The sequence below is a fragment of the Pseudomonas sp. GP01-A4 genome, from assembly GCF_058780865.1.
Genome location: NZ_JBYSWF010000039.1, coordinates 23,772 through 40,756, shown reverse-complemented (window position 1 = coordinate 40,756; position 16,985 = coordinate 23,772). Strand labels below are relative to the sequence as shown.

General features: G+C 61.5%; 15 protein-coding genes. 8 read left to right on the top strand and 7 right to left on the bottom strand.

Annotation, left to right across the window (positions count from 1 at the left end):
- Positions 1 to 8: 8 nt before the first annotated feature.
- The 3 genes from AC3WKX_RS21160 to AC3WKX_RS21150 all read right to left on the bottom strand — a co-directional run bounded on the left by AC3WKX_RS21160 (position 9) and on the right by AC3WKX_RS21150 (position 3,071).
- On the bottom strand, positions 9 to 974 hold the full coding sequence (locus AC3WKX_RS21160) for an L-carnitine dehydrogenase (protein WP_102604374.1): 966 nt from the start codon (positions 972 to 974) through the stop codon (positions 9 to 11).
- Positions 975 to 1,151: 177 nt separating this feature from the next.
- Positions 1,152 to 2,039: a 3-dehydrocarnitine:acetyl-CoA trimethylamine transferase CdhC gene (cdhC, locus tag AC3WKX_RS21155; protein ID WP_003216924.1), complete on the bottom strand. Its 888-nt coding sequence runs from the start codon at positions 2,037 to 2,039 to the stop codon at positions 1,152 to 1,154.
- Positions 2,040 to 2,126: 87 nt separating this feature from the next.
- Positions 2,127 to 3,071 carry a choline ABC transporter substrate-binding protein gene (locus tag AC3WKX_RS21150; protein WP_008430636.1) on the bottom strand — a complete coding sequence of 315 codons (945 nt, stop codon included), beginning with the start codon at positions 3,069 to 3,071 and terminating at the stop codon, positions 2,127 to 2,129.
- A 193-nt stretch (positions 3,072 to 3,264) separates the two neighbouring features.
- Here AC3WKX_RS21150 and AC3WKX_RS21145 point away from each other — a divergent pair, with 193 nt between their 5' ends.
- Positions 3,265 to 4,209 carry a GlxA family transcriptional regulator gene (locus tag AC3WKX_RS21145; RefSeq protein ID WP_003216927.1) on the top strand — a complete coding sequence of 315 codons (945 nt, stop codon included), beginning with the start codon at positions 3,265 to 3,267 and terminating at the stop codon, positions 4,207 to 4,209.
- A gap of 138 nt (positions 4,210 to 4,347) precedes the next feature.
- On the opposite strand, the gene AC3WKX_RS21140 is transcribed toward AC3WKX_RS21145, so the two are convergent.
- On the bottom strand, positions 4,348 to 4,764 hold the full coding sequence (locus tag AC3WKX_RS21140; RefSeq protein ID WP_102604375.1) for a DUF3010 family protein: 417 nt from the start codon (positions 4,762 to 4,764) through the stop codon (positions 4,348 to 4,350).
- Between the two features lie 42 nt (positions 4,765 to 4,806).
- Positions 4,807 to 5,208, bottom strand: coding sequence for a lysozyme inhibitor LprI family protein (locus tag AC3WKX_RS21135; protein ID WP_087694766.1), 402 nt, complete (start codon positions 5,206 to 5,208; stop codon positions 4,807 to 4,809).
- Between the two features lie 219 nt (positions 5,209 to 5,427).
- On the opposite strand from AC3WKX_RS21135, the gene AC3WKX_RS21130 reads away from it, so the two are divergent.
- The 6 genes from AC3WKX_RS21130 to etfB all read left to right on the top strand — a co-directional run bounded on the left by AC3WKX_RS21130 (position 5,428) and on the right by etfB (position 13,188).
- Entirely contained in the window at positions 5,428 to 6,405 is a 978-nt protein-coding gene (locus AC3WKX_RS21130) for a dipeptidase (protein WP_003216932.1), read from the top strand.
- Positions 6,406 to 6,481: 76 nt separating this feature from the next.
- A complete protein-coding gene (locus AC3WKX_RS21125; protein WP_008430647.1) occupies positions 6,482 to 7,012 on the top strand; it encodes a DUF5943 domain-containing protein in 531 nt (176 codons plus the stop codon).
- A gap of 15 nt (positions 7,013 to 7,027) precedes the next feature.
- Positions 7,028 to 9,088, top strand: coding sequence for a dimethylglycine demethylation protein DgcA (gene dgcA / locus AC3WKX_RS21120; protein ID WP_087694764.1), 2,061 nt, complete (start codon positions 7,028 to 7,030; stop codon positions 9,086 to 9,088).
- Between the two features lie 158 nt (positions 9,089 to 9,246).
- Positions 9,247 to 11,187, top strand: a complete 1,941-nt coding sequence (gene dgcB / locus AC3WKX_RS21115; protein ID WP_102604376.1) for a dimethylglycine demethylation protein DgcB — start codon at positions 9,247 to 9,249, stop codon at positions 11,185 to 11,187.
- A complete protein-coding gene (etfA, locus tag AC3WKX_RS21110) occupies positions 11,187 to 12,407 on the top strand; it encodes an electron transfer flavoprotein subunit alpha (protein WP_102604377.1) in 1,221 nt (406 codons plus the stop codon). Before dgcB ends, etfA begins: the two co-directional genes overlap by 1 nt.
- Positions 12,408 to 12,417: 10 nt before the next feature.
- Complete coding sequence (gene etfB / locus AC3WKX_RS21105; protein ID WP_102370063.1) at positions 12,418 to 13,188, top strand: electron transfer flavoprotein subunit beta; 771 nt, start codon at positions 12,418 to 12,420, stop codon at positions 13,186 to 13,188.
- A 759-nt stretch (positions 13,189 to 13,947) separates the two neighbouring features.
- On the opposite strand, the gene gbca is transcribed toward etfB, so the two are convergent.
- A complete protein-coding gene (gene gbca, locus AC3WKX_RS21100) occupies positions 13,948 to 15,243 on the bottom strand; it encodes a glycine betaine monooxygenase oxygenase subunit (RefSeq protein ID WP_003216945.1) in 1,296 nt (431 codons plus the stop codon).
- 280 nt (positions 15,244 to 15,523) lie between these two features.
- Here gbca and gbcB point away from each other — a divergent pair, with 280 nt between their 5' ends.
- The gene (gbcB, locus tag AC3WKX_RS21095; RefSeq protein WP_003216947.1) at positions 15,524 to 16,624 is read left to right on the top strand and encodes a glycine betaine monooxygenase reductase subunit; all 1,101 of its coding nucleotides are present in this window, start codon (positions 15,524 to 15,526) and stop codon (positions 16,622 to 16,624) included.
- A gap of 122 nt (positions 16,625 to 16,746) precedes the next feature.
- Here gbcB and AC3WKX_RS21090 read toward each other — a convergent pair whose 3' ends face one another.
- The gene (locus AC3WKX_RS21090; protein WP_003209176.1) at positions 16,747 to 16,947 is read right to left on the bottom strand and encodes a hypothetical protein; all 201 of its coding nucleotides are present in this window, start codon (positions 16,945 to 16,947) and stop codon (positions 16,747 to 16,749) included.
- Positions 16,948 to 16,985: the final 38 nt, after the last annotated feature.

Here is a 16,985-nt window from a genome sequence, read left to right as displayed (position 1 = left end):
TACAGGGCTTATTCGGCGAAGGTCATACCGTGTTTTTCCTTGGTGGTCTTCACCGCCTCCAGCACCGCCAGCAGGCAATCATCACGATAGCGCTCCAGCGCCGAAATGCTGTGTTTGCCCAACTGATCGCTGGTGCCGTCCACCACGTCGTCAATCAACTTGTCGGTCAGTTCCGGGGCCGGCAAATAGGTCCACGGCAGCTGCAAGGCCGGGCCGAACTGCGCCATGAAGTGCCGCATCCCGGCATCACCGCCCGCCAGCGTATAGGTCAGGAACGTGCCCATGAACGACCAGCGCAAACCGGCGCCAAAGCGAATCGCATCATCGATCTCGCCGGTGGTTGCCACACCATCGTTCACCAGGTGCAACGCCTCACGCCACAGGGCTTCCAGCAGACGGTCAGCGATAAAACCGGGCACTTCCTTACGCACATGCAACGGGCGCATGCCGAGGGATTCATACACCTTGATCGCTGCCTGAATAGCTTCTGGCGCGGTGTTCTGTCCGCCGACTACCTCTACCAGTGGCAACAGGTAAACCGGGTTGAACGGGTGACCCACTACGCAGCGTTCCGGGTGGGTGGAGCCTTCGTAAAATTCACTCGGCAACAGCCCCGAAGTACTCGAGCCAATCAAGGCGTTCGGCTTGGCCGCCGCGCTGATCTTGCTGTGCAATTCCAGCTTCAATTCCAGGCGTTCCGGGGCACTTTCCTGGATGAAGTCGGCGTCTTTCACGCACTCTTCAATCGTGGCCACAAAGCGCAGGCGATCTTGCGAGGCGCCGGGTGCAAGGCCTTGTTTCTCGAGTGCGCCCCAGGCATTCGCGACACGTTTGCGCAGGGCCGCTTCGGCACCAGGCGCCGGGTCCCAGGCCACCACATCCAGGCCGTGAGCCAGTGCGCGGGATACCCAGCCGCTGCCGATAACACCGCTGCCCAGCGCGGCGAAGGTTTTGATTTCAGTGATAAAGCTCATGGCAAATTCCTAAAGAGTTCGGTGATTCTGTGTGAGAGCCAAGATCAAAGTGTGGGAGCGGGCTTGCTCGCGAAAGCGGTCTGTCAGTTGATGCATTCGGTGGCTGATCCACCGCTTTCGCGAGCAAGCCCGCTCCCACATTTGATTCGGTTCCTGCAGGGCGTCGTGCGGTGTGTCTTAGCCGCGCTTGGTCAGGCCCATCTTCACGCGGCCTTCGGCCGGGGTCATGACCCGCGCACCCAGGCGGCTGAGGATCTCGCTGGCGCGTTCCACCAACTGGCCGTTGGTCGCCAGCACGCCCTTGTCCAGCCACAGGTTGTCTTCCAGGCCGACTCGCACATTGCCGCCCAGCAGCACCGCTTGCGCCGCCATCGGCATCTGCATGCGACCAATCCCGAAGCCGGCCCACACCGCGTCAGCCGGCAGGTTGTCGACCATGGCTTTCATGGTGGTGGTGTCGGCCGGCGCGCCCCACGGGATGCCCAGGCACAGCTGGAACAACGGGTTGTCGAGCAAGCCTTCCTTGATCATCTGCTTGGCGAACCACAGGTGACCGGTGTCGAAAATTTCCAGCTCGGCTTTAACGCCCAGCTCTTGAATACGTTTGGCGCCAGCCCGCAGCTGGGCCGGGGTGGAGACGTAAATGGTGTCGCCATCGCCGAAGTTCAGGGTGCCGCAATCGAGGGTGCAGATTTCCGGCAGCAGCTCTTCCACGTGGGCCAGGCGGGTCAGCGGGCCCACCAGGTCGGTGTTGGGCCCGAATTCCATGGGGTTCTCGCCGCCACCGATTTCCAGGTCGCCACCCATGCCGGCGGTGAGGTTGACGATGATGTCGACGTCCGCCTCGCGGATGCGCTCCATCACTTCGCGGTACAGCGCCACGTCGCGGCTGAACTTGCCGGTCTCGGGGTCACGTACGTGGCAATGCACCACGGTGGCACCGGCCTTGGCTGCTTCCACCGCCGCGGCAGCGATTTGTTTCGGAGTGACCGGCACGTGAGGGCTTCTGGCGGTTGTGTCGCCAGCACCGGTGAGTGCGCAGGTGATGATGACGTCGTGGTTCATGAGGCAGGTTCCTTACAGGCGTGATTTTCAGGCGTAGTCATACCGTTCGCAGCCGGGAGCGGCTGCGAAACGGTGATTCAAGACAGGTTATTTGCTGGTCAATTGCAGGTTGGCTGCGGCGGGTTTGCCGTCGAAGGTGGTCACGCCTTCCAGCCAGCGCTGCTGGTCTTGCGGGTGATCCTTGAGCCATTGCCTGGCCGACTCGAAAGCGTCCTTGTGATCCAGCAGCGGCTGCATCATTCGGCTCTCGTCGGCGGCGGTGAAGGTCAGGTTGCTGAGCAACTTGTGCACGTTGGGGCATTGCTCGGCGTAGGTCGGCGAGGTGACGGACCACACGGTGGCCATGCCTTCGTTCGGGCCCAGCGCGTCATCACTGCCGGTGAGGTAAGTCATCGCCACGTTGACGTTCATCGGGTGCGGCGCCCAGCCGAAGAACACCACGGCCTCCTTGCGGCGCACGGCGCGGTCGACGGCGGCGAGCATGCCGGCCTCGCTGGATTCCACCAGTTGGAACTTGCCCAGGCCAAACTGATTCTTGGCGATCATCGCCTTGATCTGGGTGTTGGCGCCCGAGCCTGGTTCAATGCCGTAGATCTTGCCGCCCAGTTCTTTTTCAAACCTGGCGATGTCGGCGAAGGTCTTCAGGCCCTTGTCGGCCAGGTAAGTCGGCACCGCCAGGGTCGCGCGGGCGTCTTCCAGGGACGGCTTGTCGAGCACCTTGACCTGCTTGGCCTCGACAAACGGGGTGATGGTCTGGGTCATCAGCGGGTTCCAGTAGCCCAGGAACATGTCCAGGCGCTGGTCGCGAATACCGGCAAAGATGATTTGCTGGGACGCGCTGGTCTGTTTGGTCTTGTAGCCGAGGCCGTCGAGCAACACTTGAGTCATGGCACTGGTGGCGATTACGTCGGTCCAGTTCACCACGCCCATGCGCACGTTCTGGCAAGAAGCCGCATCGGCTGCCATGACGTTGGTGCTCAAAATGGCGCTGGCGCTGAGTGCGAGCACACAGCGGCTGATCAGTCGGTTCATGGTGGTTCCCTCGGCAGGTTGTTATTGTGGGTTCCGGCGTCTTTGTGCACCGTGCAGCCAAGTTACGCAGCTTGGTCCCCGACAAAACGCACGGCGGCGACCAGCTCTTGCACTGCAGCGACCTGCCCCCTTGAATGACCGATTGAACTGGCGTATCACAGTGACCACGCTGTCCGTCCTACGAGAGCGCTCCATGTCCCAGGATTTCTACTTTCTGCTGATGCCGGGCTTCTCCGCCATCGGCTTTATCTCCGCGATCGAACCTTTACGTGTCGCCAATCGTTTTCGCGGCGAGCTGTACCGCTGGCACGTCTTGAGCGCCGACGGCGGCGCGGTGCTGGCGAGCAATGGCATGTCGGTCAACGCCGACGCCGCGCTGGAGCCGCTGAAAAAAGGCTCGACCTTATTGGTGGTGGCCGGCTTCGAACCGCTGAAGTTCGCCACGCCCGCACTGGAACACTGGCTGCGTCGCCTTGATCACGACGGCGTGACCCTCGGCGCCATCGACACTGGCGCCTGCGTACTCGCCGAAGCCGGCCTGCTCGACGGCCACCGCCTGACCCTGCACTGGGAAGCCATCGACGCCTTCAAGGAATCTTATCCACAGCTGACGGTAACCCAGGAGCTGTTCGAGATCGACCGCCGGCGCATCACCTCGGCGGGCGGCACCGCGTCCATCGACCTGATGCTCGACCTGATCAGCCAGGCTCACGGGCCAGAGTTGGCGATCCAGGTGTCCGAGCAATTCGTGCTCGGCCGCATCCGCCCGCGCAAAGACCACCAACGCATGCAGATCGCCACGCGCTACGGCATCAACAACAAGAAGTTGGTGCAGGTGATTGGGGAGATGGAACAGCACACGGAACCGCCGTTGAGCACACTGGCGCTGGCGGAGGCGATCAAGGTCACGCGGCGGCAGTTGGAGCGCTTGTTTCGGCTGCACCTGAACGACACACCGAGCAACTTCTACCTGGGTTTGCGCCTGGAAAAGGCTCGGCAGTTGTTGCGCCAGAGCGACCTGAGCGTGCTGGAGGTGAGCATCGCCTGCGGGTTTGAGTCGCCGTCGTATTTCACCCGCAGCTACCGGGCAAGGTTTGCCAAGTGCCCAAGGGAAGATCGGCGCCGGGAAGCGGTATGAGCACTGCTCTTGAGAACAATACAGATCAAATGTGGGGGCGGGCTTGCTCGCGAAAGCGGTGGATCAGTCGGTACATGTATTGACTGACACACCGCATTCGCGAGCAAGCCCGCTCCCACAGGGGATGTGCGATGTGGCTTACTTCTTCAGCAGGGCTGAACACGCGGCCTTGTAAGCCTCATGCTGATACTTGTTCAGCGTCGCCGGCAGGGCAAAGTCATGTTTCTTGTTCTGCGCATTGATGGTCTGCGGCGACAGCAGCGTCACTTCAACGCCCTCCAGCAACTGAAACACACCTTCAATCTTGAACGTGGTCGGGCCACCGGCGAATTCGCCTTTCTTGCTGCGCTTCTTGATGGCGATGCGGCTGATGCCGTTTTCCCGCACAAACGCGCTGACCTGAGCGGCGAAGGCCTTGACGTTGGCCGCCTCATCATCGTCTTCAAGGGCGATTTTCTTGGTGGCCAGAGCGACGTGGCCCAATGCCTGACCGTCGAGAGAGGCGACAGCAATAATGGCTTCGCTGCCTTTGATTTCGATGCCGCAGATTGTCATGAATAGCCTTGGTTCTGAGTAAAGAGTGGAGGGGATTGTCGCTTATTCCTGCCCAATCGACTCCAAAAACTCCGACCGTTCATCACTCATCCGCGCCAGACAATCATTCTGCTGGATCGCATATGCCTTGCTGCCCGCCACTGCCGGGAAGGTATCTACGGCGCAATCCGCATCACGTAACTTTTCCCACTTCTGCTGGGCATCCTTCAGACGAGCGGTAATGTCCGCCAGCTGCGTCTTGTTGCTGCCATAGGTCGAACCCATGCGTTCCAGCAGCCCCTGGTAGTTATCCTTGAGCAGTTGTTCGGCGGTGGTTTTGTTGTAGGTGGCGCATTCCAGGGTTTGCTTGTCGTTCTCGATGCCATCGCAAGGCGTGTTATCGGTGTCTTCAGCGGCGTGTGCGCCGGTTGCGATGAGTGCCAAAGCCAGGAAAATCGATTTCATTGCGCCGTCTCATATCAGTTGATGAGCAAATTCTGGCTCAAGCGTAAGACAAAGAACAGACACCCGTCAGAGATGTCATGTTGGCCTTTGTCGCGGATTGACGCTTTCGGCAATTCCCTTGTCGTTTTTGCACCCGGCTCCTTCTGCCCCGGGGCATATGCTGGCCCCAAAGCGCCGGCAGACGATTCGGCGCATGAATCGCCAATAAGGGGACGCCTGATGAGCCCAGCCGAATTGCACGCCGACAGCATCGTTATCGACGGGCTGATCATTGCCAAGTGGAACCGCGACCTGTTCGAAGACATGCGCAAGGGTGGCCTCACCGCTGCCAACTGCACCGTGTCGGTATGGGAAGGGTTCCAGGCCACCATTAACAACATCGTGGCCAGCCAGACCCTGATTCGCGAAAACAGCGACCTGGTGATCCCGGTGAAAACCACCGCCGATATCCGTCGCGCCAAGGAACAGGGCAAGACCGGCATCATCTTCGGCTTCCAGAACGCCCACGCGTTTGAAGACCAGCTCGGCTATGTCGAGATCTTCAAGCAGCTCGGGGTTGGCGTGGTGCAGATGTGCTACAACACCCAGAACCTGGTGGGGACCGGCTGCTATGAGCGCGATGGCGGCCTGTCGGGCTTCGGTCGCGAGGTCGTCGCCGAGATGAACCGCGTCGGCATCATGTGCGACCTGTCCCACGTGGGCTCCAAGACCTCCGAAGAAGTCATCCTCGAATCGAAAAAGCCGGTGTGCTACTCCCACTGCCTGCCTTCAGGCCTCAAAGAGCACCCGCGCAACAAGTCCGATGAAGAGCTGAAGTTCATCGCCGACCACGGTGGGTTTGTCGGCGTGACCATGTTCGCGCCGTTCCTGGCCAAGGGCATCGACTCGACCATCGACGACTACGCCGAAGCCATCGAGTACACCATGAACATCGTGGGCGAAGACGCCATCGGCATCGGCACCGACTTCACCCAGGGCCATGGCCAGGATTTCTTCGAAATGCTGACCCACGACAAGGGCTACGCCCGCCGCCTGACCAGCTTCGGCAAGATCATCAACCCGCTGGGCATCCGCACCGTGGGCGAGTTCCCGAACCTCACCGAGACCCTGCTCAAGCGCGGCCATCCCGAGCGCGTGGTGCGCAAGATCATGGGCGAAAACTGGGTCAACGTCCTGAAGGACGTCTGGGGCGAATAAGCCACCACTCACGCCTCTTTTCCCCCAACCTTATGCGTCGGGGGCTTACCAAAGCATTTTCCGGAGTTAAGTTTCCATGGCCAAGATCGCCCCTCAATTGCCTATCGAAGTCGACAGCGAAACCGGTGTCTGGACCTCCGACGCCCTGCCGATGCTGTACGTGCCGCGCCATTTCTTCGTCAATAATCACATGGGGATCGAAGAAGTCCTGGGCAGCGAGGCCTACGCCGAAATCCTCTACAAGGCCGGCTACAAATCCGCCTGGCACTGGTGTGAAAAAGAAGCTGAATGCCATGGCCTGGAAGGCGTCGCAGTGTTCGAGCACTACATGAAGCGCCTGTCGCAGCGCGGCTGGGGCCTGTTCAAGATCCAGGACATCGACCTCGATAAAGGCACGGCCAGCGTCAAGCTCGAGCACTCGGCATTCGTCTACGTGTACGGCAAGGTCGGGCGCAAGGTCGACTACATGTTCACCGGCTGGTTTGCCGGCGCGATGGACCAGATTCTCGAAGCCCGCGGCAGCAAGATCCGCACCGTTGCGGAACAGGTATACGGCGGCTCCGAAGAGGGCCACGACGACGGCCTGTTCACCGTCAAGCCGTTGTAAGTCGAGGACCCTGCCATGGCTTTCGAAGCAATGTTTGCGCCGATCCAGATCGGCAAACTGACCATCCGCAACCGCGTGCTCAGTACCGCCCACGCTGAGGTGTATGCCACCGACGGCGGCATGACCACCGACCGCTATGTGAAGTACTACGAAGAGAAAGCCAAGGGCGGGATCGGCCTGGCGATCTGCGGCGGTTCTTCCAGTGTCGCCATCGACAGCCCGCAAGGCTGGTGGAAGTCGGTGAACCTGGCGGATGACCGGATCATCCCGCACTTCCAGAACCTGGCCGACGCCATGCACAAGCATGGCGCCAAGATCATGATCCAGATTACCCACATGGGCCGTCGCTCGCGCTGGGACGGCGAGCATTGGCCCACGCTGCTGTCGCCCTCGGGCATCCGCGAGCCGGTGCACCGCGCCACCTGCAAGACCATCGAGCCTGAAGAAATCTGGCGGGTGATCGGCAACTACGCTACCGCTGCGGCACGGGCCAAGGCCGGTGGCCTGGACGGTGTGGAGCTGTCGGCGGTGCACCAGCACATGATCGACCAGTTCTGGAGCCCTCGGGTCAACAAACGTACTGACGAATGGGGCGGCAGCTTCGAAAACCGCATGCGTTTCGGCCTTGAGGTGTTGAAGGCGGTGCGCAAGGAAGTCGGCCCGGATTTCTGCGTCGGCATCCGTTTGTGCGGCGACGAATTCCATCCGGACGGCCTGTCCCACGAGGACATGAAACAGATCGCCAAGTACTACGACGACACCGGCATGCTCGACTTCATCGGCGTGGTCGGCTCGGGGTGCGACACCCACAACACCCTGGCCAACGTTATCCCGAACATGAGTTATCCACCGGAGCCGTTCCTGCACCTGGCGGCCGGCATCAAGGAAGTGGTCAAGGCCCCGGTGCTGCACGCGCAGAACATCAAGGACCCGAACCAGGCCACGCGCATCCTGGAAGGCGGCTACGTGGACATGGTCGGCATGACCCGCGCCCACATCGCCGACCCGCACCTGATCGCCAAGATCAAGATGGGCCAGATCGACCAGATCAAACAGTGCGTCGGCGCCAACTACTGCATCGACCGCCAGTACCAGGGCCTGGATGTGCTGTGCATCCAGAACGCCGCCACTTCCCGTGAATACATGGGCGTGCCGCACATCATCGAGAAATCCACCGGGCCAAAACGCAAAGTCGTGGTGGTGGGTGCCGGCCCGGCCGGGATGGAAGCGGCGCGGGTGGCTGCCGAACGTGGCCACGACGTGACGTTGTTCGAGAAGAAAGAATTTATCGGCGGGCAAATCACCACTGCATCGAAAGCCCCGCAGCGTGACCAGATTGCCGGGATCACCCGCTGGTTCCAGTTGGAACTGGCGCGCCTGAACGTCGACCTGCGCCTGGGTGTGGCGGCGGACGCGGCGACCATCCTCGACCTGCGCCCGGACGTGGTGGTGCTGGCGGTGGGCGGTCATCCGTTCCTGGAGCAGAACGAACACTGGGGCGCGGCTGAAGGCCTGGTGGTCAGCAGCTGGGACGTGCTCGACGGCAAGGTTCTACCTGGCAAGAACGTGCTGGTGTACGACACCATCTGCGAGTTCACCGGCATGTCGGTGGCCGACTTCCTCGCGGACAAGGGCAGCCAGGTCGAGATCGTCACCGACGACATCAAGCCGGGCGTGGCCGTGGGCGGTACGTCGTTCCCGACGTACTACCGCAGCATGTACCCCAAGGAAGTGATCATGACCGGCGACATGATGCTGGAAAAGGTCTACCGCGAAGGCGACAAGCTGGTGGCGGTGCTGGAGAACGAATACACCGGGGCCAGGGAAGAGCGGGTGGTGGACCAGGTGGTGGTCGAGAACGGCGTGCGTCCGGACGAAGAGCTCTACTACGGGCTCAAGGCAGGCTCGCGCAACAAGGGCCAGATGGACATCGAGGCCCTGTTCGCGATCAAGCCGCAGCCGTGCCTAAGCGAGCCGGGCGAGGGGTACTTGCTGTTCCGCATTGGTGACTGCGTGGCCCAGCGTAATACCCACGCGGCCATCTATGACGCCCTGCGCCTGTGCAAGGATTTCTGACGAGGTGTACTCGGTCAAATGTGGGAGCGGGCTTGCTCGCGAAAGCGGTGTGTCAGCCACTGGATGCATCGACTGACACGCTGCCTTCGCGAGCAAGCCCGCTCCCACATTTCGGGCCAGTTTCACAGTAGACCTGTGTGGTCTTCGGGAGCTTCACCATGTTGAACACCCTTCTTCCCATCCTGCTCTTCGCCGCCCTGGGCCTTGCCGTCCTCGGCGCGCTGCGCCGGGTGAACATGTGGCGCCGCGGGAGGTCCTCCAAGGTCGACTTGCTCGGCGGCCTGTTGGCCATGCCCAAGCGCTACATGGTCGACCTGCACCATGTGGTCGCCCGCGACAAATACATCGCCAACACCCACGTCGCCACCGCCCTGGGCTTTGTGCTCTCGGCGCTGCTGGCGATCCTGGTGCACGGTTTCGGCCTGCATAACCGCATCCTCGGCTACGCCTTGCTGTTGGCTTCGGTGCTGATGTTTGTCGGCGCCACCTTCGTCTACCTGCGCCGTCGCAACCCGCCTGCACGCCTGTCGAAAGGCCCGTGGAAGCGCCTGCCGAAAAGCCTGATGGCGTTCTCGGTGAGCTTCTTCCTGGTGACCTTGCCGGTGGCCGGGATTCTGCCGGCGGACTTCGGCGGCTGGCTGCTCGCCGCGCTGCTGAGCCTGGGCGTGTTGTGGGGCGTGTCGGAAATGTTCTTCGGCATGACCTGGGGCGGCCCGATGAAACACGCCTTCGCCGGTGCCCTGCACCTGGCCTGGCACCGCCGCGCCGAACGCTTCGGCGGCGGCCGTTCCACCGGTTTGAAACCCCTGGACCTCGCCGATAAAAGCGCGCCCCTGGGCGTGGAAAAACCGGTGGATTTCACCTGGAACCAACTGCTCGGCTTCGACGCCTGCGTGCAGTGCGGCAAGTGCGAAGCCGCGTGCCCGGCGTTCGCCGCCGGCCAGCCACTGAACCCGAAAAAACTTATCCAGGACATGGTCGTCGGCCTGGCCGGTGGCACCGACGCCAAGTTCGCCGGCAGCCCGTATCCGGGCAAAGCCATCGGCGAACACGCCGGCAACCCGCACCAGCCAATCGTCAATGGCCTGGTGGACGCCGAGACCCTGTGGTCGTGCACCACTTGCCGCGCCTGCGTGGAAGAGTGCCCGATGATGATCGAGCACGTGGACGCCATCGTCGACATGCGCCGCCACCTCACCCTGGAAAAGGGCGCGACCCCGAACAAGGGCGCCGAAGTCCTGGAAAACCTGATCGCCACCGACAACCCGGGCGGCTTCGCACCGGGCGGGCGGATGAACTGGGCGGCGGATTTGAACCTGCCCTTGCTCAGCGACAGGAAAACCGTCGACGTGCTGTTCTGGGTCGGCGACGGTGCCTTCGACATGCGCAACCAGCGCACCCTGCGCTCGTTCGTCAAAGTGCTGAAAGCCGCCAAGGTCGACTTCGCCGTACTGGGCCTTGAAGAGCGCGACAGCGGCGACGTGGCCCGGCGCCTGGGCGATGAAGCCACTTTCCAGCTGCTGGCCGCACGCAATATCCAGACCCTGGCCAAGTACAGCTTCAAGCGCATCGTCACCTGCGACCCCCACAGTTTCCACGTGCTGAAAAACGAATACGGCGCCTTCGATGGCAACTACCTGGTGCAGCACCACAGCACCTACATGGCCGAACTGATCGACGCCGGCGCCCTGAACCTGGGCCAGCACAAAGGCAACAGCGTGACCTATCACGACCCGTGCTACCTGGGCCGCTACAACGGCGAGTACGAGGCACCGCGCCAAGTGCTGCGGGCGCTGGGGATCGAGGTCAAGGAAATGCAGCGCTCCGGTTTCCGCTCGCGCTGCTGCGGTGGCGGTGGCGGGGCGCCGATCACCGATATTCCCGGCAAGCAGCGGATTCCCGACATGCGCATGGAAGACATCCGCGAGACCGGCGCCGAACTGGTGGCCGTGGGTTGTCCACAGTGCACGGCGATGCTGGAAGGCGTGGTCGAACCGCGTCCCTTGATCAAGGACATTGCCGAACTGGTAGCTGACGCGTTGCTTGAAGACGCGGCACCGTCCAGGGCGCCGAAACGCGAACCTGCGGAGGTGCATTGATGAGCGACATTATCCGCCGCGACCCACGGGCCGAATGGATCGCCCGTAACCGCCTGCACCCGCTGCACGCGGCGATGCAGCCGGTGCAACACAGCTGGATGGGGCCCAATGGGGTCATCCGCAAGAACGTGCACGGTGTCGGTTTTATCGGCCCCAACGGCATCAAGCGTATTGACCGCAGCGGCGCCCAGCAGGGCGGCGCGGCCAAGCGTACGGCAGCGGTGGAAGTGCAGTTGCCGCTGCATCAGGTACCGGCGCCCGCTTTCTACATCAACGTGGTGCCGGACATGGTCGGCGGCCGCCTGAGCAGCCACGACCGCGACTTGCTGGGCCTGGCCCGGCAGCTGGCCGGCGACGACGGTGCGGTATTGGCCGTGGTGTTCGGCGAACACAAGGAAAACGCCTTCGCCACTGCCGGTGTGGATCGGCTGCTGGTGTTGAACGGGCATGAGTTCGACGGTTATTCACCGGAGCAACGGGTTCACGGTCTGCGGGCTGTGGATAACCAGTTCAACCCGCGCCACTGGTTGCTGCCGGACAGCCGCAGCGGCGGTGGTGAATTGGGGCGGCGCTTTGCCGCCAGCCTCAAGGAGCGCCCGGCCACGCGGGTCTGGCAGATCAAGGGCCAGGAATGTATTGGCCGTGCAGGCGCGGGTCAGGAGGATCTTGCCCGGCCACTGCCACGGATGATCCTGGCTGCGGCGGAGTGCGCCGATCCCGTCAGCGAAACCCGTCACGAAGTGCTGCCGGTGGAGTTATCCACAAGCCTGGCCCGCAGCCTTGCGCGTATCGAAGATTTGGGTGCGGTGGCCGTGGACCCGGCGGCGATTCCCATGGCCGAAGCCGAATTTATTTTCTCCGGTGGCAACGGGGTCAAGGACTGGGCACTGTTCCACCAGACCGCTGCCGCGTTGGGCGCCACCGAAGGTGCTTCGCGGGTGGCGGTGGACGACGGCTTCATGGCGCGCGATCGCCAGGTCGGCGCCAGCGGTACCTGGGTTACCGCGCGGGTTTACGTGGCGGTGGGGATTTCCGGGGCGATCCAGCACCTGCAAGGCATTGGTGCCTGCGACAAGGTGGTGGCGATCAACCTCGACCCGGGCTGCGACATGATCAAGCGTGCCGACCTGTCGGTGATCGGCGAAAGCGCCGCGATACTGCAAGCCTTGATCGTTGCGGTCGAGGCCTACCGCCACGGCGCCAAGCGCGATGCGGCTTAAGGAAATGGCCATGACGACGAATGTAATCAGCCTGGTGTCCATCGGTGCCCACCCGACTTCCGGCCGTCCACGCCGGGCGGAGCAAGACGCGCGCGCTGTGGAACTGGGCCTGCAACTGGCTGGGGATAACCTGCAAGTGCTGCACGCCGGCGACATCGGCGAACCCACCCTGCGCGCTTACCTGGGCATGGGCTTGCCGCAGTTGCACGTGCTTGAACAACCGGCCGGGGCAGACGCCTTGCCGGTGCTCGGCGACTATCTGCGGGACGCGGGCGCCCAAGTGGTGCTCACCGGCAGCCAGGCGGAAACCGGCGAAGGCTCGGGGATGTTGCCGTTCCTGCTGGCGGAACAACTGGGTTGGCCGCTGATTGTCGGCCTGGCCCAGGTGGAATCCATCGAAGGCGGCGTGGCCCATGTGCTGCAGGCCTTGCCTCGCGGCCAACGGCGGCGGCTGAAGGTGCGCCTGCCGTTTATGGCCACGGTGGATAACGCGGCGCCCAAGCCACGGCAAAGCGCCTACGGCCCGGCGCAACGCGGTGAGCTGACGGCCCATGACGTCGAGGTGTTGGAGGATGAGTTATTCACAGGCGCTGTATTGCAGCCGGCCAAGCCTCGGCCCAAGCGCCTCAAGGTGATCAAGGCCAAAAGCGGTGCCGACCGGATGAAGGCTGCAACGGCCAAGGCCAGCGGCGGCGGTGGGCAGGTGCTCAAAGGCGTGAGCCCGGAAGCGGGCGCTGAAGCCATTCTTAAATTGCTTATAGAAGAAGGTGTAGTGCGCTGATCCACTGTGGGAGTGGGCTTGCTCGCGAAGGCGGTGTGTCAGGTAACTCATGTACCGACTGATCCGCCGCTTTCGCGAGCAAGCCCGCTCCCACACTGTTTTGCGGCGATTGTGGCTTTACCCACAATCCCTGTTAACCCACCTGTGGATAACCTGTTCGCGGCTGTCCACACCCCATGCAAATCAAGCCCTCCAGCTCTCTGTACGAAAAATAACCAACCTAACTGACGGTTTTTCCTTGGGTTTTTCTGTGGATAAGGAAAATGCCCGGGACAGACTTGCCCCCAAAGTCTGTTGGTGCTTCTGTGGATAAGATGTTCGCTATCCGCTGTAGGCCATATAACGCGTGGCTTACAGTGTGCTGGTTAAAATATAGCCAATATCGCCGTTCCAGCTGAGTTTTGCTCTCAAAGCCGCGATTTTCCTCGGTTTAAGCCGGTTTTCCACAGATGGCCCAAAGTTGCCCCCAAAGTCTGTTGGCGCTTCTGTGGATAAGGTGTTTGCGTTCCTCTGTAGCCCATGCAGGACGTGGCTTTCAGGCTTTAGGTCAAAAAATGATCAATGTGGGATAAAACCGGTACCTTTGAATAAGTCACGGATTTTCTTGGTTTTATTTCGACGGGAAAGCGCAGTTGCCCACAATTGCTGTGGGTGGCTTTGTGGATAAGTTGTTGGGCAATGGCTGGAAGGCAGGAAAGCAGGGGTCTGTCAGAGACCTGGCTGTTTTTTGTACAGTTCAGGTCCCTGTCACTGTATGGCTTACTCGTGGACCGCGACGCCTTTCAGATACGGCGCTGGCGCCGCCCCCAGGTTGCTCAGCATCCGCTCGCTGTACCAGTCCACAAAGTTGACCACACCAAACTCATAAGTCTTGGAGTACGGCCCTGGCTGATACGCGGTGGAGTTGATGCCGCGCTGGTTCTCTTCGGCCAGGCGACGGTCCTGGTCGTTGGTGGCGTCCCACACTTTGCGCATGCGCTCGACGTCGTAGTCCACACCCTCCACGGCGTCCTTGTGCACGATCCACTTGGTGGTGACCATGGTTTCCTGGGCACTGATCGGCCACACGGTGAACACAATGATGTGGTCGCCCATGCAGTGGTTCCACGAGTGTGGCAGGTGCAGGATGCGCATCGAGCCCAGGTCCGGGTTCTTGATGCGGCCCATCAGCTTGTTGCAGCCTTGCTTGCCGTCGAGGGTCATCGACACGGTGCCCTTGAGCAGCGGCATGCGCACGATGCGGTTACGCAGGCCGAAGCTGGCGTGGGCGTAAGGGATCTTTTCGGCATCCCAGGCGGCGGCGGAGGCGGCCACGTGGTCCTTGAAGGCCTGGTCGGCCCGCGGGTCGGTGACGTCGTCCCATTCCAGCAGGGTTTTCAACAGTTCCGGGTGCGACGCGTTGCAGTGGTAGCACTCGCGGTTGTTTTCCAGCACCAGCTTCCAGTTGGCTTTTTCAAACAAGGTGGTCTGGATCGCCACCTTGGTGTTCTCCATGTCGTAGGGTTCCATGTAGTGGCTCAAGGTCGACAGGAAGTCGTCGATGGCCGGCGGGTTCTCCGACAGGCTGATAAAGATGTAGCCACCGGCGGTCTTCACATTCACCGGCTTGAGGCCGTATTGCTTCATGTCGAAGTCGGCGCCCATTTCGGTACCGGCGAACAGCAGGCGGCCGTCCAGTTCATAGGTCCACTGGTGGTAATGGCACACCAGCTTGGCGACCTTGCCCTTGTCGCTGGTGCACAAGCGCGAACCGCGGTGGCGGCACACGTTATGGAATGCGTGCACCACACCATCGGCGCCACGGATCACGATGATCGGGTTCTTGCCCACTTGCAGGGTGATGTAGTTGCCCTTGGCGGGGATCTCGCAGGTCATGCCGGCGATCAACCACTCTTTCTGGAAAATTTCCTGCATGTCGATATCGAACAGCCGTTCATCAGAGTAAAACGGCTGCGGCAGCGAAAAGGTCCGCTCGCGTTCTTGCAGCATTTGCGCAGTGGCCTTGCGTGCGGGTTCCAGCGGATCGCCCAAGCTTAAGGTTGCGGTGACGTCCATCGTGTGTGTCCTCATGGCCATTCTGTGTGGCCGGCGAATAGTGGCTAGGTTTTGCAGCAAGGCGTAAAGAAAGCGTCTTTGTTGGGAGCGAGTGTGGGCCCCACAACGGCCAGAACCTTATCCATGAACGACATGGCCCACTCTGTTCCCGACGCGCAACCCCCGTGGTATGGGGGCTGGTCGCGATAAGTATGTGAATGTCGCAGATAGGTAAATGGGTGATTCGCGCGTTACGCAGAATCGCCACCATAAGGCCGATCACACGGCTATGGAGAACAGCATGTCCAACAGCTTCCTGAACCCGGTAACAACCCAGACCTGGGCCAATGGTCGGCACATCGTCCGTTGCGTCAAAGTCATCCAGGAAACCTGGGACGTGCGCACCTTCTGCTTTATGGCCGACCAGCCGATCCTGTTCTTTTTCAAGCCCGGGCAGTTCGTCACCCTGGAGCTGGAAATCGACGGCCAGCCGATCATGCGTTCGTACACTATTTCCAGTTCGCCGTCGGTGCCTTACAGCTTTTCGGTGACCATCAAGCGCGTGCCGGGCGGCAAGGTGTCCAACTGGTTGCATGACACGCTGCACGAAGGCCAGGAGCTGGCGGTGCACGGGCCGGTGGGGCTGTTCAATGCCATCGACTTCCCGAGCCCGAAAGTGCTGTACCTCAGTGGTGGTGTCGGTATTACCCCGGTGATGTCCATGGCGCGCTGGTTCTACGACACCAACGCCAACGTCGACATGACGTTTATCCACAGCGCCCGCTCGCCAAAGGACATCATTTACCACCGCGAGCTGGAGCATATGGCGTCGCGGATTGATAACTTCAGCCTGCACCTGATTTGCGAGAAACACGGCCTGGGTGAACCCTGGGCCGGTTATCGCGGTTACCTGAACCACAAGATGCTCGAACTGATGGTGCCGGACTTCCTGGAGCGGGAAGTCTTCTGTTGCGGCCCGACGCCTTACATGAACGCGGTAAAGCGCCTGCTGGAAGCCGCCGGCTTCGACATGGCGCGTTATCACGAGGAATCCTTCGGCGCGACGCCACCGGAAGCCCGGGCCGACGCGGTGGAACAAGCCGAACAAGCGGCGGATGCACCGGAGATCGACCTGGCGGACCTGCACCAGGTGGAATTCATTGCCTCCGGCAAGAGCATCCGCGTGGCACCGGGCGAGACCGTGCACGCAGCGGCGGCCAAGCTTGGCCTGCTGATTCCGAAAGCTTGCGGCATGGGGATCTGTGGGACGTGCAAGGTGCTGAAGCTGGGCGGGGAGGTCGAGATGGACCACAACGGCGGGATCACCGAGGAAGACGAAGCCGAGGGTTACATCCTGTCGTGCTGCAGCGTGCCGAAGGGTGATGTGCGCATCGAGTTCTAATGATCGTTCCCACGCTCCGCGTGGGAATGCCTCCTTGGACGCTCCGCGTCCCGTCCCGCTGTGTGACGCGGAGCGTCACGGGCTGCATTCCCACGCAGAGCGTGGGAACGATCAGTTAGAGGTTATTGGGCATAGATATGCACGACGAAGTGCTGGCCGGATGCTGTCAGTTCATAGACCTTGTCAGTGATCCGCAATGTCCTCGTCGGTTCGCTGATGGTGTCACCGATTTTCGCGGATTTTCTGAATTCGTCCCAGTCGATGACGGTGGTGCTGATGGTGCCTTCGCCTAGCAAGTTGTTTCCGTAGCGTTGCGCTTCCATGGTATTGCCCTCTGCTGGATTTCCGTTTCCGGCCGATT